The following is a 20,863-nucleotide window of genomic DNA, read 5'->3' as shown; positions in this document are numbered from 1 at the left end:
GCAGGCAGTTGATTCGCGAAGACATCCGGAGTCTCTTCGCGTTCCGTCAAAGCCCGGTGCGGTGGCCCATCGGACTGCAAGCCGCCATCTCGGTCTCCGTGCCGCTGGCCGTGTTCCAGCTCGCCGGGTACGAGGAACTCGGCCTCATGGCGTCGATGGGCGCCTTCGTGTCGCTGTACTCGGCGGCGATGAGCAGGGTGCGCCGCGCCCAGGTGCTGCCGATCATCATCCTCGGGATGATCGCTTCATCGGCACTCGGTGTTGCCACATCGCACAGTCTCGCGCTCGGGCTGGTGACCCTGTTCGTCGTCGCCTCCGTCGCATCCGTGCTGTGCCTCGGCGCCCGGATCGGGCCACCCGGACCGGTGTTCTTCGTGCTGATCGCGGGCGTCTCCGGCTACCTCGCAGCGCCGGCGGAACTCGGCGGAGTCGAACGCGATCCGTTCGCGATCATCTCGATGGTCTCCGTCGGCAGCGTCTTCGCTTACCTGGTCGTGCTCGCGCCGCTGCTGGTGACCAAGTACCGCGAGCGCGAGCTGGAGCGCTACAACAGTGAGGAAGCGCGATCCCATCCTCGCTTCGCGTTCGATCACGAGTCCGGGCCGATCGTCGGGCGCATCATCGCGGCATCCGGCATCGCCGCACTCGTCAGCGCACCTCTCGGTATCGACCGCGCCTACTGGGTCTTCGTAGCTGTCGTGGCGATCCTGCAGAACTTCGCGCACATCCGCGTCACGGCGATTCGGGGCATCCACCGTGCCCTCGGCACCTTCCTGGGCGTCGGCGCGTTTGCGCTTGTCGCCATGCTGCACCCGCAAGGGCTGTGGCTTGCGGCAACACTCGGCATGTTGCAGTTCACCGTGGAGCTTCTGGTTACGCGCAACTACGGCCTCGCGCTGGTCTTCATCACGCCGCTCGCGTTGCTCATCAGCACCTTCGGCGCGGGAACGGATGTCGGCGCGGTGGTCCGAGAACGGGCCATCGACACCGTGATCGGGGTGGCGATCGCGCTGGGCGTTCTGCTGTTGGCGTGGACCTTCCGCCGCATCCGCTCTGCTAGAATCTCAAGGTTGCCGTCGAACGGCCGCGGATAAAGAGAGCTCACACAGTCGGGTGTCGGGCACCGCGCAACGAGAGAAAAGGGGATCACATATGGCACTTGATGCAGAGGTCAAGAAGCAGATCATCGAAGAGTACGCAACCCACCCAGGTGACACGGGATCCCCCGAGGTTCAGGTCGCGATGCTGTCGCGTCGCATCAAGGACCTGACCGAGCACCTCAAGGAGCACAAGCACGACCACCACTCACGTCGTGGCCTGCTGCTGCTCGTCGGTCAGCGTCGCCGCCTGCTGGGCTACCTGCAGGACATCGACATCGAGCGCTACCGCTCACTGATCGAGCGTCTCGGACTCCGCCGATAGATTTCTTGCTTGGCTGCGGGCCGTCATCCTCTTGGATGGCGGCCCGTTTCGCTTGTCTCGGGCACCGCGCGCACTAGCCTTGCCCCCATGACGGCATTGGCGCTGGTGCTCGCGATCGTTCTCGGTGTGCTGCTGATCGGCTTCGGTGCTATTGAGGCGTTCTTCTCCCGCTCGAAGCGCTTCTACCCGCTGTTTCGCATCCGGGAGGAGCACGCGCCGGCTGTTCGCATCTGGACCATCAACGTCGGCTTCTACAACATCGTCTGGGGTCTCGGGATCATCGTCGGCGCCATTCTTGCGGCCGTCGGACAAGTAGTGGTCGGGAAGACGATGGTGGTGTTCGTCGCAGCGGCGATGATCCTGCTCGGCCTCGTGCTGCTGCTGTCGGAACGCCGACTGTGGCGTGGTGCGGCGGTGCAGGGCGGGCTCGGCCTGATCGTGCTGGTCGCCTGGCTGGTGTGACCACCGACAGGCTCGACCACCGAAGGACCTCTCGGGCGCGTCAGCTACCCTCCGGCACATGGGCGGCGACGTGCGCATCGGGATCTCCGGCTGGCGCTACCCGCCGTGGCGGGGTGTGTTCTACCCCAAGGGGCTCCCGCAGCGGCTCGAACTCGAGTACGCGTCCCAGCACGTGAACTCCATTGAACTCAACGGCTCGTTCTACTCGCTGCAGCGCCCCCAGTCGTACCAGCGCTGGCGCGATACGACACCGGATGACTTCGTGTTCTCGGTCAAAGGTGGTCGCTACATCACCCACCTGCTGCGGCTGAAGGACACGCAAGGCGGCCTGGCCAACTTCTTCGCATCCGGGATGCTCGCCTTCGGCGCCAAGCTCGGTCCCATCCTCTGGCAGTTGCCGGCAACGCTCCACTTCGACCCCGACCTGCTCGAGGCGTTCCTGGCCCGCTTGCCGCGCACGACCGCCGAAGCGGCGACCATTGCGGCCGGGCACGAGGAGCGGATGACGGGCAAGGTGTGGTTTCAACCGGATGCCGACCGTCCGCTCCGGCACGCGCTTGAAGTGCGCAGCGCGACCTTCGAGAATCCCGCCTACTTCCGCATCCTCGAGAAGCACAACGTCGCATCCGTCGTTGCCGACACCGCGGGGAAGTGGCCGCGGCTCACCGAGGTCACCGCCGACTTCGCCTATGCGCGGCTGCACGGCGACAAGGAGCTCTACACGAGCGGCTACGACGCTGAGGCGCTCGATCGCTGGGCCGACACGGTGCGTGGCTGGCGCGTCTCCGGATACGACAGCTACATCTACTTCGACAACGACGTCAAGGTGCGTGCCCCATTCGACGCCATGGCGCTCCAACGCCGCCTCGACGGGCCGTCATAGCGGTAGCATCCGAAGCGTGAGCATCACTACGGATTCCGTGCAGAGGGGCGTCGCAGTGAGGCCGTTCGCCGCCTTCCTGCCGTACGTCGTCGTCGGAGCGGTGCACCTCGTCGCGAAGCTGGTCGACAACGTCGCGCTGGACCAGTTCACCAAGCCGCTTCTCATGCCGCTGCTGCTGGTCGGCTTCCTATTCGCGCTTCCGCGTCGACGCAGCGAAGTCGCACTGCTCGGCAGCCTCGCGATCGCGTTCTCCTGGCTCGGCGACGTGTCGCTCCTCTACTCGGGCGACCTCGGCTTCCTGACCGGCCTCGGATTCTTCCTGCTCGCGCACGTCGCCTACCTGCTGCTGATCATCCGGAAGCTCCGGATGCGCCGGCTCGGCCCGTTCGCGCTGATCTATGCCGCGTGGTGGGTGTCCCTGGTGGTGCTGCTGGCTCCACACCTGGGCAGCCTGATCATCCCCGTCGCGGTCTACGGACTGGTGCTGTCAGCGGTCGCCGCGTTCGGCACCACCGGAAGCGTCACCCTCATCGCCGGAACGGCGCTGTTCCTTGTCTCCGACACCCTGCTCGGGGTGAACCGGTTCCTGCCCGGCTTCGAACTGTGGCAGGTCGACTTCATCATCATGCTCACCTACATCGTCGGTCAGGGACTGATCGCCTACGCCGCGGTGCGTGCCGCAGCCAACCAAGAGAAGAGACTGCAATGACCCACACCCGCGCGCCGCTCGCCCCGCACGCCAACGGCCCGCGGGGAAGAGGCTTCGCCGTCGCAGCGCTGGTGCTCGACATCGTCGCCACTCTGCCGATCCTGCTCGGCACCGTGTTGTGGCTGTTGACCATGAACGACACCGGCTTCGCGTTCCTCGCCATCGCTGCTGTGCTGGTGCTCGGCGGGCCCTACCTTGCGGCACTGTTCGCGGTCGCCGCAATCCTTGGCGGTGTCGCGATCGCGCGGGGTCCGCGTGGCCTCGGTATCGCGACTCTCACCTGGGCCGTCCTCGGAATCGCAGTGAGCCTGCTGCCGTTGCTGCTGGCGACACTCAACTCGTAGCGGGCGACACACGGGCGACGGCAACCGGCGCCGCATGTTTGACTGAGGTGATGACTTCCTCCGCCCCTCGCGTGTCCGTGCTCGACCTCGTCCCCGTCCGCAGCGACCAGACGACAAGTGACGCCATCGCAGCATCCGTGTCCCTCGCCAAGCGTGCCGACACCCTCGGCTACCACCGCTACTGGGTGGCAGAGCATCACAACATGCAGGCGGTCGCAGCAACCAACCCGCCTGTGCTGATCGCAATGCTGGCGGCCGTCACCGAGCGCATCCGGGTCGGATCAGGTGGAGTGATGCTCCCGAACCACGCGCCGTTGGTGATCGCCGAGCAGTTCGCTGCGATCGAGGCGGCGTTCCCTGGCCGGATCGATCTCGGCATCGGCCGCGCCCCAGGCAGCGACCCGGTGATCACCGCGCTGCTGCGCTCCACCGGCACGACGAGCGAGGTAGACCGCTTCCCCGAGAACGTTCAGGACATCCTCGCGCTGCTGAACCCGGATGGCGCGACGCTGCGGATCGGCGGTGGCCGCGAGTACGAGGTGCGGGCGACGCCGCGCGCAGCGAGCGTGCCCGATCTGTGGCTGCTCGGCTCGAGCGACTACTCGGCGACGCTCGCCGCGACGCTCGGCCTGCCGTACGTCTTTGCCCACCACTTCTCCGGGGAGGGCACCCAGCGCGCGCTCGACCTCTACCGGGGTTCGTTCACTCCGGGGGTCACGGATGCGCCGCGCACGTTCCTGACCGTGAACGCGGTCGTCGCCGAGACGGCGCAGGAGGCCAGGGAGCTGGCCGTCCCACAGCTGCTGCACATGGCGCGGTTGCGCAGCGGACTGCCGCTGACCGCGCAATCACTGGTCGAGGATGCCCTCGCCGAGGAGGTTGCCTCGCCGCAGCAATCGATCATGGACGGCATGGCCGAGCGGTGGGTGATCGGCACTCCCGGTCAGGCCGCCGATGGCATCCGGAAGCTAGCCGAACGCTTCGCGGTGGATGAGGTGATGATCGCGCCGGTCGCCTCGGCGCGGCGTGGCACCGATCCGCGTACCTCGCCAGCGCGCGAGCGCACGCTCGAACTGCTCGCCGACGCGCTTCAGACGTTCGCCAGCGAATAGCGCAACATCGCCGAGACCGGCCCGAGGTTGCCCGCGTCACCCGGGTTGACCGCCCGCACGATGCCGCCCTTCTCGAGCACGCGTACCGCGATGGCGTCCAGGATGTTGTACGAGCGCGACGGCGACCCGTCGTCGTGGATGATGCCGTCATCGTCGATGTAGCCCTCGACCCGCGCGAACTGATCGAACACCAGCTGGTCGACGGCGCCGAACGTCGCCGCCTTGGCGACCTCCTCGAGGTGCGAAGTGCCCAGGCCATGCGCTTGCTTGGTGCCGAAATCCTCGCGCCACGCCTCGAGCTCCTCGCGGTAGTGCTGCTCCAGCAGTTCGCGGGCGCGAGCGTCCAGCGCGGCGGGGTCGACGGATTCCGGATTGAGCCGAATGCCGGTCTCGAGCAGCTTGGGGTAGCTGTTCACGACCCTGTACGCCGGTTCGAAGTCGTCGGTCGCGACCAGGATCAGCGGCAGGTCGGAGCCGTCGATCCGCTCGATCACGGCGTCCTGGATCAGGCGGCAATACTTCTGGTGCTCGATCCGCTGGCCGGAACCGCCGACGGCACCCGCGCGGTCGGCGTCGCCCTCGTTGACCGTGAACTCGAGCACCGAGTGGAGATCGTCGGGCAGCCCGTTCAGGGTCAGTTCCCGCGGGCGGCGGTTGGGGGAGAGGTGGAACAGTCGCGCGCCGCGAGCGTTGATGGCGAGCGCGTACCCGCACTGCGGATAGCTGATCGAGCGCAGCAGCGGACCGATCTCAAATCGGTCGCTCGTGACCACCGACTCACGGACGTCGCTAGCGAGGCGGTAGGCGTTCAGCATGCGGGGCGCGACCAACACGACGAGGCTGTTCGACTGGTGGTCCCAGAAGTCCTCGTCCTGGTCGAGGTCGCCGATCGCATCGAGGATCGACTGCCGGGAGGATGCGTCGATGCCATCCGATTCAAGGCGAGCAACGGCATCCGCAACCGCGGACTTCAACGCGATCCGAACGCCCGGGACTTCGTTCGGAATCGGTGAAGAGGGGAGGTAGATGCTCACACTTGCGGGGTCTCGGTGAAGCGCCAGTTTCTTGAGTTCTGTTATCTCAGGTGCTGAAGCGAGCATGCCATCACGCTAGGTCGCTTCTCGGTGGGGAAGGGGATCACTCACGAGACTCTGAGCATCTTCACGCCGGGGGTGCAACGACTCATAGCACGCTGAACAAGCGCTTCGAATAAGTCAGTTGGTCGGGCGGGAATTCTCACGTCGCCAGTGATGTTCAGTAGGATGTACATGCAAACGCATTGAAAGGCTAGCCATGGAAACCCAGACCGGAGCGTCTCGCTCTCCGATGCAGTTCGGCATCTTCAGTGTCGGCGACATCACGACCGACCCGACGACCGGGTACACACCGACCGACGCAGAACGCATCCAGAACATCCTCACCATCGCGCAGCACGCGGAGGAGGTCGGCCTCGATGTCTTCGCCATGGGCGAGCACCACAACCCGCCGTTCTTCCCGTCCAGCCCAATCTCGATCAACAGCTACCTGGCGGCCAAGACCGAGCGGCTGATCCTCTCCACCGCGACCACGCTGATCACCACGAACGACCCGGTGCGCCTGGCCGAGGACTACGCGATGCTGCAGCACGTCTCCGGCGGACGCATGGACATCACCCTCGGTCGCGGCAACACCGGACCGGTGTACCCGTGGTTCGGTGAGGACATCCGTCAGGGCATCCCGCTCGCGCTCGAGAAGTACGCGCTGCTGCGCCGCTTGTGGAGCGAGGACGTCGTCGACTGGGAAGGCAAATTCCGCACGCCGCTGCAGGGCTTCACCTCGACGCCGCGGCCGCTCGACGGTGTCGCGCCGTTCGTCTGGCACGGCAGCATCCGCAGCCCCGAGATCGCGGAGCAGGCCGCCTTCTACGGTGACGGCTTCTTCGCCAACCACATCTTCTGGCCGGCATCGCACACGCAGCGGATGGTCGAGTTCTACCGGTCGCGCTTCGAGCACTACGGCCACGGCACCGCCGCGCAGGCGATCGTCGGCCTCGGCGGCCAGGTGTTCATGCGCAAGAACTCGCAGGACGCCGTGAACGAGTTCCGGCCGTACTTCAACAACGCGCCGGTGTACGGCCACGGGCCGAGCATGGAGGAGTTCACCGCGCAGACGCCGCTGACTGTCGGCAGCCCGCAGGAGGTCATCGACCGCACGCTGGGCTTCCGCGACTACGTCGGCGACTACCAGCGCCAGCTGTTCCTCATGGACCACGCCGGCCTGCCGCTGAAGACGGTGCTGGAGCAGCTGGACCTGCTCGGCGGCGAGGTCGTCCCCGCGCTGCGCCGCGAGTTCGCGAACAACCGCCCAGCGGAGGTTCCGGATGCGCCAACCCACGCGGCCCGCGTGGCGGAGTCCCGCGCGGCGCGCGTCGAGACGGAAGCGGTGGATGCCTGATGGAAACCCGCAAGCTAACCGTCATCTCGGCTGGACTGAGCCAGCCGTCGTCAACCCGGATGCTCGCCGACAAGCTCGCGGCGGCGACTCTCGCCCGCCTCGAGGACGAATACACGGTCGACGTCGTCACCGTGGAGTTGAAGGACTTCGCGCACGACATCGTCAACAACATGCTGACCGGCTTCCCGAGCCCGAAGCTCGAGGAGGTCATCGCATCCGTCGAGACCTCGGACGGGCTCATCGCGGTGAGTCCGATCTTCACGACGAGCTACAGCGGCCTGTTCAAGTCGTTCTTCGATGTCGTCGACAACAAGGCGCTCACCGACCTGCCGGTGCTGATCGGTGCGACGGCGGGCACGCCCCGGCACTCGCTCGCGCTCGACTACGCAATGCGGCCGGTGTTCAACTACCTGCACGCGGTGGTCGTTCCGACCGGCGTGTTCGCCGCGACGGGCGACTGGGGCGACAGCGGCGACAAGGTGCGCTCGCTTCCGGAGCGGATCGACCGCGGCGCAGGCGAACTCGCCGAGCTGATGAAGGCATCCGAGCGCTCCCACACCGTGCGCGACCCGTTCGCGCTGGACACCTCGCTCAGCCCGGTCGGCGGCTTCCAGCCCAGCTGACCCGCCCGCCCTTCCGATCCGAACCATCATCGAGTCGGGAGTAGTTGCCCTTATGAGCATGCTCAATTGGGCAACTACTCCCGACTCAACGTGGTCAGAGGGCCTTGACCGCCCCGAGCACCTTGGAGAGCGAGTCCTTCGCGTCGCCGAAGAGCAGGGTCGTCTTCGGGTCGAACAGCAGCTCGTTCTCGATGCCGGCGAAGCCGGGCCGCATCGACCGCTTCAGGAAGATGACCTGGTTCGCCTGGTTCACCTCGAGAATCGGCATGCCGTAGATGGGCGAACCCGGCGCGGTCTTCGCCGCCGGGTTGACGACGTCGTTCGCGCCGACGACCAGCACCACGTCGGTGTGGCTGAACTCCGGGTTGACCTCGTCCAGTTCGCGCAGCGACTCGTACGGCACGTTCGCCTCGGCCAGCAGCACGTTCATGTGCCCTGGCATGCGTCCGGCGACCGGGTGGATGCCGAACGAGACCTTGACACCGCGCTCCTCGAGCGCCGTCGCGAGCTCCGCGATCGTGTGCTGGCCCTGCGCGACCGCCAGGCCGTAGCCGGGCACGATCACGACCCGCTGCGCGTAGCCGAGCTCGACCGCGACATCCTCCGGGCTGCCCGACCGCACCGGCCGGTCGCTCTGCGTCGTCGACCCGGCGGTCGACGTGCCGCGGAACGCTCCGAACATGATGCCGGCGACGCTGCGGCCCATCGCAGAGGCCATCGCCAGGGTCAGGATCGTTCCGGATGCGCCGACGAGCGTCCCGGCGACAAGCAGCAGCACGTTGCCGAGCACGATGCCGGATGCCGCGACCGCAAGACCGGTGAACGCGTTCAGCAGCGAGATGACGATCGGGACGTCAGCGCCGCCGACCGGCAGCACGAGCAGGAAGCCCGCGAGCAGGCCCACGCCGAGCAGCCCGAGCGCCCAGCCCAGGTCGCCGGTCACCACGACCATGACGCACGCGGCGATCGCCGCGAGCAGCACCAGACCCATCAGGAGGGGCAGGCCGGGGAACACGATCGGCCTGGTGCTGATCAGTTCCTGCAGCTTGCCGACGGTGATCGCCGAGCCAGCGAACGACACGGCGCCCACCAGCATGGTGAACACGATCGCGACCCGCACCCAGGTGTCGTCCGCGTGTCCGAGCTCGAGGATGCCGACGAGCGCCGCTGCGCCACCGCCGACACCGTTGAAGCCGGCGACGAGCTGCGGCATCTGGGTCATCTGCACGCGCCGCGCGATCGGCACCGCGATGGCCGAGCCGACAAGGATCGCGGCGACGATCAGCAGCAGGTTGTCGAGCTGCATTGAGAGGAACACCGTGACGACCGCGACGATCGCACCGGCCGCACCGATCAGGTTGCCGCGTCGTGCCGACTTCGGCGAGCTCAGTCCCTTGAGGGCGAGGATGAAGCAGACGGCCGCGATCAGGTAGAGGATCGCAGTGATTTCGGGGGATAGCAGGTTCACTTGGCTTCCCCTCCCTTGGTGCTCTTGCGACCGCCGAACATCTCCAGCATCCGGTCGGTGACCACGAAGCCGCCGACGAGGTTCGCGGTCGCGAGCACGACCGCGATGAGCGCGACGACCAGCAGCGCGACATCCTGGGTCTGCCCGGCGACGATGATGGCGCCGACGAGGATGATGCCGTGGATCGCGTTCGCGCCCGACATGAGCGGGGTGTGCAGCTTGCTCGTCACCTTCGAGACCACCTCGAAGCCGACGAACACCGCCAACACGGTGATCGTGAGCAGGGTCACGGCATCCATCAGTTGGTTCCTTCCGTGGTCAGTCCAAGCGCAGAGGCGGTCTGCGGATGCCGCACAACGCCGTCGTGGGTGAGGCACGCGCCGGCGACGACCTCGTCCTCGAAGTCCGGCTCGACGCGTCCGTCAACGGCCATCAGCGCGAGCAGGTTGGCGACGTTCTTCGCGTACAGGCGTGACGCGTCAGCAGGGATGGTGGACGGCGCGTCGGCGAGACCGACGAGCGTGACGTGCCCGCCCTCGACCTCCACAGGAGTGTCCTGGCCCGAGACGACGCCCTCGACGTTGCCACCGCTCTCGGCGGCGAGGTCCACCACCACCGATCCCGGCTTCATGCCCTTGACCATCTCGGTTGTGACGAGCAGCGGAGCAGCCCGGCCGGGGATGGCTGCGGTGGTGATCAGGATGTCGGCCTCGGCGACGTGCGGGCTGAGCAACTGGCGCTGGCGTTCCGCGCTGTCCGTGCTCAGCTCGCGCGCGTAGCCGCCCGCGCCTTCCGCCTCGAGTTCGAGGTTGATGAAGGTGCCACCCATCGAGGCGACCTCGTCGGCGGATGCGGGGCGGATGTCGTTCGCTGACACTCGCGCGCCGAGACGCTTGGCAGTGCCGATGGCCTGCAGTCCGGCGACGCCGGCGCCGAGCACGAGCACCTTCGCCGGCGGGATGGTGGCGGCGGCGGTCATGTAGAGCGGGAAGAACCGCGGGTAGCGGGTGGCGGCCTCGAGCACAGCCCGGTACCCGGCGACCAACGCCTGCGAGCTGAGCGCATCCATCGACTGGGCGCGCGAGATGCGCGGCACCAATTCGAGCGCGAACGAGGTGACCCCGGCGTCGGCCAGGGCGCGCACAGTGTCGAGTTCCGAGGCGGGGGAGGCCAGCCCGACCGTGATGGCGCCGCGCCGCAGCGCAGCTACCCGCTCCGGTTCGAGCGGCCTCACGTGGGCGTACACGTCGACGGTTCCCAGGTCGATGCGCGGCTCGACGGATGCCCCGGCGGCCCGGTACGCGTCATCCGAGTATCCGGACTCCTCACCGGCGCCAGCCTCGACGACCACGGTCATGCCTAGCCCGGTCAGTTGCTTCACCGTCTCGGGTGTGGCGGCGACCCGCCGTTCCCCGACGCGGCGTTCCCGCTCGATAGCGACTCTCATTGCGCTCCTCTCTGAACGCCTCAGAGTATGGACGGGGGATCCGGTGTTCAGCGCCGATTAAGCCCAGCGCGGCGAGAAATAAGCGTGTTTCTTTAGAGTTCGAGACTTTTGCCGCCGCCCGGCGGAGTAGAAGGCGAGTCCAACTAGGCTCCGTCCGCGTCGGCTGGTAGCCTTGACGCGGTTGCCCAACCGCAACCGAGCAACTACAACGGAGCAGGCCGGCTCGAAGCTGGTCACCGGTGGTGGCATCCCGTCTCGAACGGTGTGTTTCTACTGTTGGCCAGAACAGACGCCCGGCACAAGACGTGTCGTGTCCCTTCCTGCCCGCTCCTGCTCCGGCGTACGCCGCGCGCATCCCCATGCGCGTGAGCCATTACATAAGGAGAAAGATCCCTTGGAGGGTCCAGAAATCAAGTTCGCCGAGGCCGTTCTCGATAACGGCAAGTTCGGCACGCGCACCGTCCGGTTCGAGACCGGACGACTGGCGCAGCAGGCACAGGGTGCCGTTGCCGCCTACCTCGACGAAGACACCATGCTGCTCAGCGCGACGAGCGCGAGCAAGCAGCCGAAGGAGAACTTCGACTTCTTCCCGCTGACCGTCGACGTCGAAGAGCGTTCGTACGCCGCGGGAAAGATTCCCGGAAGCTTCTTCCGCCGGGAGGGTCGTCCGTCGACCGAGGCCATCCTGGTCTGCCGCCTGATCGACCGGCCGCTTCGCCCGTCGTTCGTCGAGGGTCTGCGCAACGAGGTCCAGATCGTCATCACGGTGCTCTCGATCGCACCCGACGAGTTCTACGACGCGCTCGCGATCAACGCCGCATCCGCATCCACCCAGATCTCCGGTCTGCCGTTCAGCGGACCGATCGCCGGTGTGCGCCTCGCGCTCATCGACGGACAGTGGGTCGCCTTCCCGAAGCACTCGCAGCTCGAGCAGGCCGTCTTCGACCTGACCGTGGCCGGCCGCATCGTCACCGACGCGAACGGCAACGAGGATGTCGCGATCATGATGGTCGAGGCTGAGGCCACTGAGGCATCCTGGAACCTGATCCAGGGCGGTGCCATCAAGCCGGACGAGACCATCGTCGCGCAGGGACTCGAGGCGGCCAAGCCGTTCCTCGCCCAGCTGGTCAAGGCGCAGGAGCAGCTCGCAGCGCAGAGCGCCAAGGAGGTGCAGGACTACCCGGTCTTCCTGCCCTACGACCAGGGCACCTACGACGCCGTCGCGCAGTTGGCAGAGGCCGAGCTCGCGGGCATCTACCAGATCGCCGACAAGATGGAGCGCCAGAACGCGGATGACGCACTCAAGGAGCGCGTCAAGGCCGCCGTCGCCGAGAACGTCGAGTCCGGTGAGCTGCCGGATTCCGTGCTCGGGCAGTTCAGCGCCGCGTACAAGTCGGTCACCAAGAAGGTCGTCCGCGGCCGCATCCTCACCGACGGTGTCCGCATCGACGGTCGTGGCCTGGCGGACATCCGCCCGCTGGACGCCGAGGTGCAGGTCATCCCGCGCGTGCACGGAAGCGCGATCTTCCAGCGCGGCGAGACCCAGATCCTGGGCGTCACGACGCTGAACATGCTGAAGATGGAGCAGCAGATCGACTCGCTGGCCCCGGTCACGAAGAAGCGCTACCTGCACCACTACAACTTCCCGCCCTACTCGACCGGTGAGACCGGCCGCGTCGGCAGCCCGAAGCGTCGCGAGATCGGACACGGCTTCCTCGCCGAGCGCGCACTCGTGCCGGTGCTGCCGAGCCGCGAGGAGTTCCCGTACGCGATCCGTCAGGTGTCGGAGGCGCTCAGCTCCAACGGCTCGACCTCGATGGGCTCCGTCTGCGCGTCGACCCTCTCGCTGCTGAACGCTGGTGTGCCGCTGCGCGCGCCGGTCGCCGGCATCGCGATGGGCCTAGTCAGCGACGAGGTGGACGGTGAGACGCGCTACGCGGCACTCACCGACATCCTCGGTGCTGAGGACGCCCTCGGCGACATGGACTTCAAGGTCGCCGGAACGAGCGAGTTCGTCACCGCCATCCAGCTCGACACCAAGCTCTCCGGGCTTCCGTCGTCGGTGCTCGACGGTGCGCTGAAGCAGGCGAAGGAAGCGCGCAACGCGATCCTCGCCGTCATCAACGCGGCGATCGACGCTCCGGACGAGATGGCGCCGACGGCGCCTCGCGTCATCAGCGTGCAGATCCCGATCGACAAGATCGGTGAGCTCATCGGCCCCAAGGGCAAGACGATCAACCAGATCCAGGACGACACCGGCGCGGACATCTCGATCGAGGACGACGGCACCGTGTACATCGGCGCCGTCGACGGCCCGTCGGCCGAGGCTGCCCGCCTGGCGGTCAACGCGATCGCCAACCCGCTGAACCCCGAGGTCGGCGAGCGGTTCCTCGGAACCGTCGTCAAGATCGCGACGTTCGGCGCGTTCGTCTCGCTCACGCCGGGCAAGGATGGCCTGCTGCACATCTCCGAGGTGCGCAAGCTCGCCGGCGGAAAGCGTGTCGAGAATGTCGAGGACGTCCTCGGCGTCGGCCAGAAGATCCAGGTGGAGATCACCAAGATCGACGACCGCGGCAAGCTCTCGCTGGCCCCGGTCCTCGAGGAGTCGGACGGCTCGTCCGACGCCTCCGTCGAGTCGGTGGAGACCACCGAGGCCTGACCCTCGCACCAGACGCAAAGAACCCGCTCCCGCTTCGGTGGGGGCGGGTTCTTTCTCGTCTCAGCATCGAGTTGCCCACTTTGGCCCCTCACAGCACCGGATTCAGGGGCCGAAGTGGGCGACTCGGCGAGTATTGCAGGGCGAGAACGCGAGTCAATTTGCCCATTTTCAGCCAACTTGCGTACGCTCGGCAGTAGCCCGGCAAGGACGCCGGGACGGAGGCGACCCCCTACCCGGATGGCCGCTTCCTCTCCAGTGGATCCTCGTCGCTCATCAGGCGGGAGGGTCGCGACGGAAGGGGCACCGATGTTGCGCGAAAGCGTCACGGAGCATGGCACAGCTGATCTTCTCGAGGACTTCGTCCAACTGCTGAAGCCTGACGGGTCGAGGGTGGCTAACCCGACGTTCGACACGTGGGTGGCGGATGTGACCGACGAACAGCTGGTGTCGCTCTACGAAGACATGGTGGTCGTCCGTCGCATCGACGCCGAGGCGACCGCGTTGCAGCGTCAGGGCGAACTCGGCCTGTGGGCCCCGCTGCTCGGCCAGGAGGCCGCGCAGATCGGCTCGGCTCGCGCGCTGCGCGACGACGACTTCATCTTCTCCAGCTACCGCGAGAACGCCGTCGCCTACTGCCGCGGCGTTGCGCTCACCGACCTGCTCAGCATGTGGCGCGGCCACTCACACGGAGGCTGGGACCCGTACACCGTCAACATGGCGGTGCCGGCCATCATCATCGGCGCCCAGGCGCTGCACGCGACCGGGTACGCGATGGGCATCAAGGCGGAAGCGGCCGATAGCGTCGCGATCACCTACTTCGGGGACGGCGCGACCAGCCAGGGCGACGTGAACGAAGCGCTGGTCTTCGCCGCGAGCTTCGACGCGCCGGTGGTGTTCTTCTGCCAGAACAACCAGTGGGCCATCTCAGAGCCGGTCGGGGTGCAGGCCAAGCGGCACATCTCCGAACGCGCCCCCGGGTTCGGCATCCCGAGCATGCGTGTCGACGGCAACGATGTCCTCGCGGTGATGGCGGCGACCCGCATCGCGCTGGACCGCGCCCGCGGCGGCGGCGGACCCACCTTCATCGAGGCGGTCACCTACCGGATGGGGCCGCACACCACCTCCGACGACCCCAGCCGCTACCGCACCAAGGACGAACTCGAGGAGTGGAAGGGCAAGGACCCGATCACTCGCCTGGAGGCGCTGCTCGAGTCGACGGGGGCGCTGAGCGACGAGGTTAGGGCTCGCGTGAAGGCGAAGGCGGATGCTGTGGCGGGGGAGCTCCGCCAGGGCGTGATTTCGATGGAGGACCCGCACCCGCTCAGCGTCTTCGACAATGTCTACGCCGAGCCGCACAGCTGGCTCGAGCGGCAGAAGAGCCAGTACGCCGCCTACCTCGAAACCTTCGAGGGGGACGAGCGATGACAACGACAACAACGACACAGCTCACCCTTGGAAAAGCGCTCAACTCCGGCCTTCGCCGCGCGCTTGCCGACGACGACCGGGTGGTGCTGATCGGCGAGGACATCGGAGCGCTCGGCGGTGTGTTCAGGGTGACCGATGGGCTGCAGGCCGAGTTCGGCGAAACGCGAGTCATCGACTCGCCGCTGGCCGAATCGGGCATCATCGGCACCGCGGTCGGGCTCGCCATGCGCGGGTTCCGTCCGGTGTGCGAGATCCAGTTCGACGGTTTCATCTACCCGGGCTTCGACCAGATCGTCGCGCAGGTGGCCAAGCTGCACTACCGCACCCGCGGCCACGTCAGCATGCCGATCACGATCCGGGTGCCGTACGGCGGAGGCATCGGCGCGGTCGAGCACCACTCGGAGTCGCCGGAGTCCTACTTCGCGCACACGGCAGGTCTGCGAGTCGTGACCTGCTCGACGCCGCAGGATGCGCACACCATGCTCAGGCAGGCGATCGCCAGTGACGATCCGGTGCTGTTCTTCGAACCCAAGCGGCGGTACTGGGCCAAGGGCGAGGTGGACGAGGATATCGCCGACGCCCTTCCCCTCGGCAAGGCGCGCGTCGTGCGTGAGGGAACGCAGGTGACGCTCGTCACCTACGGGCCGCTGGTGGCGACGGCAATCGACGCCGCGGCGGCAGCGGAGGACGATGGCGTCTCCATCGAGCTCATCGACCTGCGGTCGCTCTCGCCGATCGACTTCGACACCGTCGAGGCATCCGTCCGCAAGACCGGGCGGCTGGTGATCTCGCACGAGGCGCAGCAGCACGGCGGCATCGGAGCCGAGATCGCTGCGAGCATCACCGAACGCTGCTTCAACTGGCTCGAGGCCGCGCCGGCGCGGGTCACGGGCTTCGACACCCCGTACCCGCCCGCATCGCTCGAGGAGCACTTCCTACCGGACCTCGACCGGATGCTCGACACCGTCGACCGCGTGCTTGGACGGCCCAACTCGCTCAGCAACTGGGAGGCCTGATGGCAGTCAAGGAATTCGCGCTGCCGGACCTCGGCGAGGGCCTCACCGAGTCGGAGCTGGTCAGCTGGCGGGTTGCCGAGGGCGACACCGTCGAGCTGAACCAGGTCATCGCCGAAGTCGAGACCGCGAAAGCACTCGTCGAGCTGCCCTCCCCGTTCGCCGGTGTCATCGCGAAGCTGTACGCGGAGCCCGGCACGACCGTGCTGGTCGGCGCTCCCATCGCAGCGTTCGAACTCGCGGACTCCGGTGAGCCGGCCGACGTGCCCATGCCCGATGAGGACGCACCGACCGATGGCTCGCCGCAGCCGGTCGACAGCGGGCGCGAATCCGTGCTCGTCGGCTACGGGCCGCGCGTAGAGACCGGCGACCGCCCGAAGCGGAGAGCGCGGAAGGCCGCCGGGCCGCAGGCGCTTGCCCCGGCATCGGGCAGCGACCGTCTCGAAACCAGCCCAGCGCCGCGCGCCCTCTCCACCCCGCCCGTCCGCAAGCTCGCTCGCGACTTGGGCGTCGACCTCACGACCCTCACCGGCACCGGCGACAACGGGGTCGTCACCCGCGAGGATGTCGAGCGTGCGTCCACCGGCGCATCCGCCGCGCCCGAAACGCGCACAACATCCCAGCGCTCCGGCGACCGCGAGACGCGCACCCCGATCCAGGGCGTGCGCAAGCACACCGCCGCGGCGATGGTCGCGAGCGCCTTCACCGCGCCGCACGCGAGCGAGTTCCTCACCATCGACGTGACCCCGACAATGGAGCTGATCGACACGCTTAAGGCGTCGTCGCAATTCAGCCAGGTGCGCCTGAACCTGCTCGCGGTGGTCGCGAAGGCGGTGTGCTTCGCCGTCGGACGCAACCCGTCGGTGAACTCACGCTGGGACGATGAGGCGCAGCAGATCGTGCAGTTCAACTACGTCAACCTGGGCATCGCGGCGGCGACACCGCGCGGCCTGATGGTCCCGAACATCAAGGACGCCGACACCCTCGACCTGATCCAGCTGGCCGGGGCGCTCGCTGAACTGGTCGAGACGGCGAAGGCCGGGCGCACCGGCCAGGCGGAGCTCGGCGGCGGCACGATCTCGATCACCAACATCGGCGTCTTCGGCATCGATGCGGGCACACCGATCCTGCCGCCGGGGGAGGCCATGATCCTCGCGCTCGGCGCGGTGAAGCGGATGCCGTGGGAGCACAAGGGGGAGATCGCCCTCCGCCAGGTGCTCACCTTGAGCATCTCATTCGACCACCGCCTGGTCGACGGGGAGCAAGCGAGTCGCTTCCTCGCGGATGTCGGCCGGATCCTGGCAAACCCGGCGTCGCTCATCGCGATGGTGTGAGGGACGACATGGAGCGGCTGATCCCCGAGCAGACGAGTCCGGAACTCGCCGGCACCGCGTTCGTCCACCTCGACGGGATCCTCTACGCGTCGTTCTCCACGCCGGACTTCGCATCCGCAGCATCCCTCGCCGCAAGGGTGGGGGAGGTGGCGGAGGAGCTGAACCATCATCCCGAGCTTCGCCTCGGCTGGGGTTCGATCTCATTCGAGTTGACCTCGCACGACGCCGACGGCGTCACGCGGCGCGACCTCGAGCTGGCGGGACGTATTCAGGAGCTCGCCGACGAAGCCGGCGCCACCGGAGACACGCAGGTGCCCGCCCGCTACGACATCGCCATCGACACGGTGGATGCCGACGGCATCCGCGGTTTCTGGAAGGCGGTTCTCGACTACGACGAGGTCGACGACGACGGAGAGATCGAGCTCGTCGACCCGCGCGGCAAGGGCCCGCGGTTCTGGTTCCAACACATGGAGCCGCCCCGCACCCAGCGGAATCGCATCCACGTCGACGTGTACGTGCCGACCTCGGATGCGCCCGACCGGGTGCAGGCGGCCCTCGACGCGGGCGGCACGCTGCTGACCGACGAGTACGCGCCCGGATGGTGGGTGCTCGCAGACGCCGAGGGCAACGAGGCCTGCGTCTGCACCTCCGACCTCTAGGGGTTGATTCCCCGAATCGACGATTCTCGTCCCTTACTGCTTCGAGGTGTCGCAAAGCGCCCTTCCCGGGAGAGTTAGGGCCTCTTTCTGACCCCGCGTGGTGCTTGAAGCAGGGGTTACATTCACGCGCCCTCGGGCGCACCATTGGAACCAACACCTGCTACGGAAGCGAGGTGAGTCCCATGGGCTCGAGCGAGAACGAGGCGGTCGTCGGTCGCCTCATCGACTGCATCAACGCACGCGACACGGCGGTCATGGATGAACTGTTCCACGACGACGCCGTCATGGAATGGCCGCAGTCCGGAGAGCGGGTGCGGGGCGCCGACAATCGGCGCGCCATATACAGCGCCTTCCCGCAGTTGCCGACGATCACCCCGCGGCGCATCGTCAGCTCGGGAGACCTGGTCGTCGCTGAGGCGCACCTCGACTACGACGGCCCCACCTACGAGACCGTCTTCATCTTCGAGTTCCGGGGCGGGAAGATCGAGCGGGAGACCGCCTACTGGAGCGAGTCGTTCGTCGCGCCAGACTGGCGCGCCGACTGGGTCGAGCAGCTGGACCAGCAACTCAGCTAGCCGTCGGCGCGGTCAGCGGAGGGCCGCAAGCGCCATCCGCTCCAGCTCCGCCCGCACCGCACCGGGTTCCAGCGATTGCCCGCTGTGCGGCGTCGAGTTGAGTAGCCCGAACACTGCGTGGGCTCGCGCCCTCAGCACCGCAGTGTCGACATCGGGGTGGAGCCGCTCGAGCACACCCACCCACAGTTCGACGTAGCGGCGCTGCAGTGTTCGCACCAGGTGCCGGTCTTCGTCGCCAAGACTGTCCAGATCGCGATCCTGCACGCGGATGACCTCCGGATTCCCCAGGGCGAAGTCGGCGTGGAAGCGCACGAGATCGGTCAGCGCGTCGGATGCCCCGGATGCCGCGGCCACGACCCTCGCGCCTCCGTCGTGCAGTCCGCGGCTCACGTCCACGAGCACCGCGGCGAGCACGGCCTGCTTGCCCGCGAAGTGCTTGTACACCGCCGGACCGCTCACACCCACGGCGGCACCGAGGTCCTCGATGGAGACCCCGTTGAAGCCGCGCTCGGCGAACAGCCGCGCCGCCGCGTCGAGCAGGGCCGCGCGACGGCTCGCCTTCGCGCGACTGCGCTCGGTGGTCAGGCCATCGGACATCGGATGCTTCCCGCTGTAGACATCGGTGGGGGTGTTCACTAACCTTAGACCCAGTTAGCGATCATTAACCGAATGAGTCGACGGAGACGCATGGAAGTCCTGACCAGCTCGCTCGACACCGCAGGCGACGCGTTCCGCTCCAACGAGGCCGGACAGCGGGAACTCGTCGACGAGCTCCGCGAGCGCCTGCGCGTCACCGCCCTCGGCGGCCCGGAGCGCTCCCGCGAGCGCCACGTCGCGCGCGGCAAGCTGCTCCCGCGCGACCGCGTCGACGCTCTGCTGGATGATGGCAGCCCGTTCCTCGAGATCGCGCCACTCGCCGCCGAGGGGATGTACGACGGCGATAGCCCGAGCGCCGGCCTGATCGCCGGCATCGGCCTCGTGCACGGCCGCCACGTCATGGTCGTCGCCAACGACGCGACCGTGAAGGGCGGCACCTACTACCCGATGACGGTCAAGAAGCACCTCCGCGCGCAGGAGATCGCGCTCGAGAACCGTCTGCCGTGCGTCTACTTGGTCGACTCCGGGGGCGCGTTCCTGCCGATGCAGGATGAGGTGTTCCCTGACCGCGACCACTTCGGCCGCATCTTCTACAACCAGGCCAGGCTGTCGGCGGCGAAGATCCCCCAGCTCGCGGCCGTGCTGGGCTCTAGCACCGCCGGTGGTGCCTACGTGCCGGCGATGAGCGACGAGACGGTCATCGTGCGCAACCAGGGCACCATCTTCCTCGGCGGCCCACCGCTCGTGAAGGCCGCGATCGGGGAGATCGTCACCGCCGAGGAGCTCGGCGGCGGCGAGCTGCACTCCGGCACGTCCGGCGTGACCGACCACCTGGCGGAGAACGACGAGCACGCGCTGCAGATCATCCGGGACATCGTCGCGACCCTGCCCCGGCCCGCCGCGCCGGCATGGGACGTAATCGAGAGCCGCGAACCGGCCGTCGACCCCGGGGAACTGTACGGTGCCGTGCCGGTAGACGTGCAGGGCAGCTATGACGTGCACGAGGTCATCGCACGGCTCGTCGACGCCTCCGAGTTCCACGAGTTCAAACGTGAATACGGCAAGACCCTGGTGACCGGGTTCGCCCGGTTGCACGGGCATCCGGTCGGCATCATCGCCAACAACGGCGTGCTGTTCAGCGAATCGGCGCAGAAGGGCGCCCACTTCATCGAGCTGTGCGACCAGCGCGGCATCCCGCTGGTGTTCCTGCAGAACATCTCCGGCTTCATGGTGGGCCGTGACTACGAGGCCGGCGGCATCGCGAAGCACGGCGCGAAGATGGTCACCGCGGTCGCCACCACCCGCGTCCCCAAGTTCACTGTCGTCATCGGCGGATCGTTCGGCGCCGGCAACTACTCGATGTGCGGCAGGGCGTACGGCCCGCGTTTCCTCTGGATGTGGCCGGCGAGCCGCATCTCGGTCATGGGCGGCGCCCAGGCGTCCTCCGTGCTCTCCACCATCCGCCGGGAACAGCTCGAGGCGCGCGGCGAGGAGTGGCCCGAGGCGGACGAGGCCGCGTTCAAAACGCCGATCACTGAGCAGTACGAGCACCAGGGCAACCCGTACTACTCGACCGCCCGGCTGTGGGATGACGGCATCATCGACCCGGCCGAGACCCGCACCCAGCTCGGGCTCGCCCTCGACGTCGCCTCGCGCACCCCGCTGCCCGATTCCGCCTTCGGCCTGTTCAGGATGTGA

21 protein-coding genes are annotated in these 20,863 nt (G+C 67.5%); 16 read left to right on the top strand and 5 right to left on the bottom strand.

Annotation, left to right across the window (positions count from 1 at the left end):
• Positions 1–8: 8 nt before the first annotated feature.
• The 7 genes from HGK58_RS11495 to HGK58_RS11465 all read left to right on the top strand — a co-directional run bounded on the left by HGK58_RS11495 (position 9) and on the right by HGK58_RS11465 (position 4,932).
• Positions 9–1,094, top strand: a complete 1,086-nt coding sequence (locus HGK58_RS11495; RefSeq protein ID WP_168627694.1) for an FUSC family protein — start codon at positions 9–11, stop codon at positions 1,092–1,094.
• Positions 1,095–1,152: 58 nt separating this feature from the next.
• Positions 1,153–1,422, top strand: coding sequence for a 30S ribosomal protein S15 (gene rpsO / locus HGK58_RS11490; protein ID WP_168627693.1), 270 nt, complete (start codon positions 1,153–1,155; stop codon positions 1,420–1,422).
• Positions 1,423–1,509: 87 nt separating this feature from the next.
• Positions 1,510–1,884, top strand: coding sequence for a DUF1304 family protein (locus HGK58_RS11485; protein ID WP_168627692.1), 375 nt, complete (start codon positions 1,510–1,512; stop codon positions 1,882–1,884).
• Positions 1,885–1,942: 58 nt separating this feature from the next.
• A complete protein-coding gene (locus HGK58_RS11480; protein ID WP_168627691.1) occupies positions 1,943–2,767 on the top strand; it encodes a DUF72 domain-containing protein in 825 nt (274 codons plus the stop codon).
• A gap of 16 nt (positions 2,768–2,783) precedes the next feature.
• Positions 2,784–3,476 carry a lysoplasmalogenase gene (locus HGK58_RS11475; RefSeq protein ID WP_168627690.1) on the top strand — a complete coding sequence of 231 codons (693 nt, stop codon included), beginning with the start codon at positions 2,784–2,786 and terminating at the stop codon, positions 3,474–3,476.
• Positions 3,473–3,820 carry a hypothetical protein gene (locus tag HGK58_RS11470; protein ID WP_168627689.1) on the top strand — a complete coding sequence of 116 codons (348 nt, stop codon included), beginning with the start codon at positions 3,473–3,475 and terminating at the stop codon, positions 3,818–3,820. The genes HGK58_RS11475 and HGK58_RS11470 overlap by 4 nt, the downstream gene beginning before the upstream one ends.
• Positions 3,821–3,870: 50 nt before the next feature.
• A complete protein-coding gene (locus tag HGK58_RS11465) occupies positions 3,871–4,932 on the top strand; it encodes an LLM class flavin-dependent oxidoreductase (protein ID WP_168627688.1) in 1,062 nt (353 codons plus the stop codon).
• On the opposite strand, the gene HGK58_RS11460 is transcribed toward HGK58_RS11465, so the two are convergent.
• Complete coding sequence (locus HGK58_RS11460; protein ID WP_168627687.1) at positions 4,911–5,906, bottom strand: hypothetical protein; 996 nt, start codon at positions 5,904–5,906, stop codon at positions 4,911–4,913. The genes HGK58_RS11465 and HGK58_RS11460 overlap by 22 nt on opposite strands.
• Positions 5,907–6,225: 319 nt before the next feature.
• On the opposite strand from HGK58_RS11460, the gene HGK58_RS11455 reads away from it, so the two are divergent.
• Together HGK58_RS11455 and HGK58_RS11450 are read left to right on the top strand one after the other, a co-directional pair.
• Positions 6,226–7,365 (top strand): LLM class flavin-dependent oxidoreductase, encoded by a 1,140-nt coding sequence (locus tag HGK58_RS11455; RefSeq protein WP_227412060.1) that lies wholly within the window; start codon positions 6,226–6,228, stop codon positions 7,363–7,365.
• Positions 7,365–7,988: an FMN reductase gene (locus HGK58_RS11450; RefSeq protein ID WP_168627686.1), complete on the top strand. Its 624-nt coding sequence runs from the start codon at positions 7,365–7,367 to the stop codon at positions 7,986–7,988. The genes HGK58_RS11455 and HGK58_RS11450 overlap by 1 nt, the downstream gene beginning before the upstream one ends.
• A 94-nt stretch (positions 7,989–8,082) precedes the next feature.
• Here HGK58_RS11450 and HGK58_RS11445 read toward each other — a convergent pair whose 3' ends face one another.
• Genes HGK58_RS11445 through HGK58_RS11435 form a run of 3 tightly spaced genes read right to left on the bottom strand, consistent with a single transcriptional unit; the run spans position 8,083 to position 10,903 of the window.
• Complete coding sequence (locus HGK58_RS11445) at positions 8,083–9,456, bottom strand: NAD(P)(+) transhydrogenase (Re/Si-specific) subunit beta (RefSeq protein WP_168627685.1); 1,374 nt, start codon at positions 9,454–9,456, stop codon at positions 8,083–8,085.
• A complete protein-coding gene (locus HGK58_RS11440; protein ID WP_168627684.1) occupies positions 9,453–9,755 on the bottom strand; it encodes an NAD(P) transhydrogenase subunit alpha in 303 nt (100 codons plus the stop codon). The genes HGK58_RS11445 and HGK58_RS11440 overlap by 4 nt, the downstream gene beginning before the upstream one ends.
• Complete coding sequence (locus tag HGK58_RS11435; RefSeq protein WP_168627683.1) at positions 9,755–10,903, bottom strand: Re/Si-specific NAD(P)(+) transhydrogenase subunit alpha; 1,149 nt, start codon at positions 10,901–10,903, stop codon at positions 9,755–9,757. The genes HGK58_RS11440 and HGK58_RS11435 overlap by 1 nt, the downstream gene beginning before the upstream one ends.
• Positions 10,904–11,297: 394 nt before the next feature.
• Here HGK58_RS11435 and HGK58_RS11430 point away from each other — a divergent pair, with 394 nt between their 5' ends.
• The 6 genes from HGK58_RS11430 to HGK58_RS11405 all read left to right on the top strand — a co-directional run bounded on the left by HGK58_RS11430 (position 11,298) and on the right by HGK58_RS11405 (position 18,568).
• On the top strand, positions 11,298–13,562 hold the full coding sequence (locus HGK58_RS11430; protein ID WP_168627682.1) for a polyribonucleotide nucleotidyltransferase: 2,265 nt from the start codon (positions 11,298–11,300) through the stop codon (positions 13,560–13,562).
• 306 nt (positions 13,563–13,868) lie between these two features.
• Positions 13,869–14,987 carry a pyruvate dehydrogenase (acetyl-transferring) E1 component subunit alpha gene (gene pdhA / locus HGK58_RS11425; RefSeq protein ID WP_168627681.1) on the top strand — a complete coding sequence of 373 codons (1,119 nt, stop codon included), beginning with the start codon at positions 13,869–13,871 and terminating at the stop codon, positions 14,985–14,987.
• On the top strand, positions 14,984–16,003 hold the full coding sequence (locus tag HGK58_RS11420; protein WP_168627680.1) for an alpha-ketoacid dehydrogenase subunit beta: 1,020 nt from the start codon (positions 14,984–14,986) through the stop codon (positions 16,001–16,003). The genes pdhA and HGK58_RS11420 overlap by 4 nt, the downstream gene beginning before the upstream one ends.
• Entirely contained in the window at positions 16,003–17,334 is a 1,332-nt protein-coding gene (locus tag HGK58_RS11415; protein ID WP_168627679.1) for a dihydrolipoamide acetyltransferase family protein, read from the top strand. Before HGK58_RS11420 ends, HGK58_RS11415 begins: the two co-directional genes overlap by 1 nt.
• An 8-nt stretch (positions 17,335–17,342) precedes the next feature.
• A complete protein-coding gene (locus HGK58_RS11410; RefSeq protein WP_193510238.1) occupies positions 17,343–17,993 on the top strand; it encodes a VOC family protein in 651 nt (216 codons plus the stop codon).
• A 182-nt stretch (positions 17,994–18,175) separates the two neighbouring features.
• A complete protein-coding gene (locus tag HGK58_RS11405; protein WP_168627678.1) occupies positions 18,176–18,568 on the top strand; it encodes a nuclear transport factor 2 family protein in 393 nt (130 codons plus the stop codon).
• Between the two features lie 12 nt (positions 18,569–18,580).
• Here the strand turns inward: HGK58_RS11405 and HGK58_RS11400 are convergent, their stop codons facing one another.
• A complete protein-coding gene (locus HGK58_RS11400; RefSeq protein ID WP_168627772.1) occupies positions 18,581–19,165 on the bottom strand; it encodes a TetR/AcrR family transcriptional regulator in 585 nt (194 codons plus the stop codon).
• A gap of 90 nt (positions 19,166–19,255) precedes the next feature.
• On the opposite strand from HGK58_RS11400, the gene HGK58_RS11395 reads away from it, so the two are divergent.
• Positions 19,256–20,863: a carboxyl transferase domain-containing protein gene (locus tag HGK58_RS11395; protein WP_168627677.1), complete on the top strand. Its 1,608-nt coding sequence runs from the start codon at positions 19,256–19,258 to the stop codon at positions 20,861–20,863.

The sequence above is a fragment of the Cryobacterium sp. BB307 genome, from assembly GCF_012274275.1.
Taxonomy (GTDB): Bacteria; Actinomycetota; Actinomycetes; order Actinomycetales; family Microbacteriaceae; genus Terrimesophilobacter.
Note: the sequence above shows the minus strand (reverse complement) of the source record. Positions and strands in the feature narration are given on the sequence as shown.

Coding starts and splice junctions, on each gene's coding strand:
- rpsO (WP_168627693.1), top strand. CDS start 1,153: ATGGCACTTGATGCAGAGGTCAAGAAGCAGATCATCGAAGAGTACGCA.
- HGK58_RS11485 (WP_168627692.1), top strand. CDS start 1,510: ATGACGGCATTGGCGCTGGTGCTCGCGATCGTTCTCGGTGTGCTGCTG.
- HGK58_RS11480 (WP_168627691.1), top strand. CDS start 1,943: ATGGGCGGCGACGTGCGCATCGGGATCTCCGGCTGGCGCTACCCGCCG.
- HGK58_RS11470 (WP_168627689.1), top strand. CDS start 3,473: ATGACCCACACCCGCGCGCCGCTCGCCCCGCACGCCAACGGCCCGCGG.
- HGK58_RS11465 (WP_168627688.1), top strand. CDS start 3,871: ATGACTTCCTCCGCCCCTCGCGTGTCCGTGCTCGACCTCGTCCCCGTC.
- HGK58_RS11455 (WP_227412060.1), top strand. CDS start 6,226: ATGGAAACCCAGACCGGAGCGTCTCGCTCTCCGATGCAGTTCGGCATC.
- HGK58_RS11450 (WP_168627686.1), top strand. CDS start 7,365: ATGGAAACCCGCAAGCTAACCGTCATCTCGGCTGGACTGAGCCAGCCG.
- HGK58_RS11440 (WP_168627684.1), bottom strand. CDS start 9,755: ATGGATGCCGTGACCCTGCTCACGATCACCGTGTTGGCGGTGTTCGTC.
- HGK58_RS11435 (WP_168627683.1), bottom strand. CDS start 10,903: ATGAGAGTCGCTATCGAGCGGGAACGCCGCGTCGGGGAACGGCGGGTC.
- pdhA (WP_168627681.1), top strand. CDS start 13,869: ATGTTGCGCGAAAGCGTCACGGAGCATGGCACAGCTGATCTTCTCGAG.
- HGK58_RS11420 (WP_168627680.1), top strand. CDS start 14,984: ATGACAACGACAACAACGACACAGCTCACCCTTGGAAAAGCGCTCAAC.
- HGK58_RS11415 (WP_168627679.1), top strand. CDS start 16,003: ATGGCAGTCAAGGAATTCGCGCTGCCGGACCTCGGCGAGGGCCTCACC.
- HGK58_RS11410 (WP_193510238.1), top strand. CDS start 17,343: ATGGAGCGGCTGATCCCCGAGCAGACGAGTCCGGAACTCGCCGGCACC.
- HGK58_RS11405 (WP_168627678.1), top strand. CDS start 18,176: ATGGGCTCGAGCGAGAACGAGGCGGTCGTCGGTCGCCTCATCGACTGC.
- HGK58_RS11400 (WP_168627772.1), bottom strand. CDS start 19,165: ATGTCCGATGGCCTGACCACCGAGCGCAGTCGCGCGAAGGCGAGCCGT.
- HGK58_RS11395 (WP_168627677.1), top strand. CDS start 19,256: ATGGAAGTCCTGACCAGCTCGCTCGACACCGCAGGCGACGCGTTCCGC.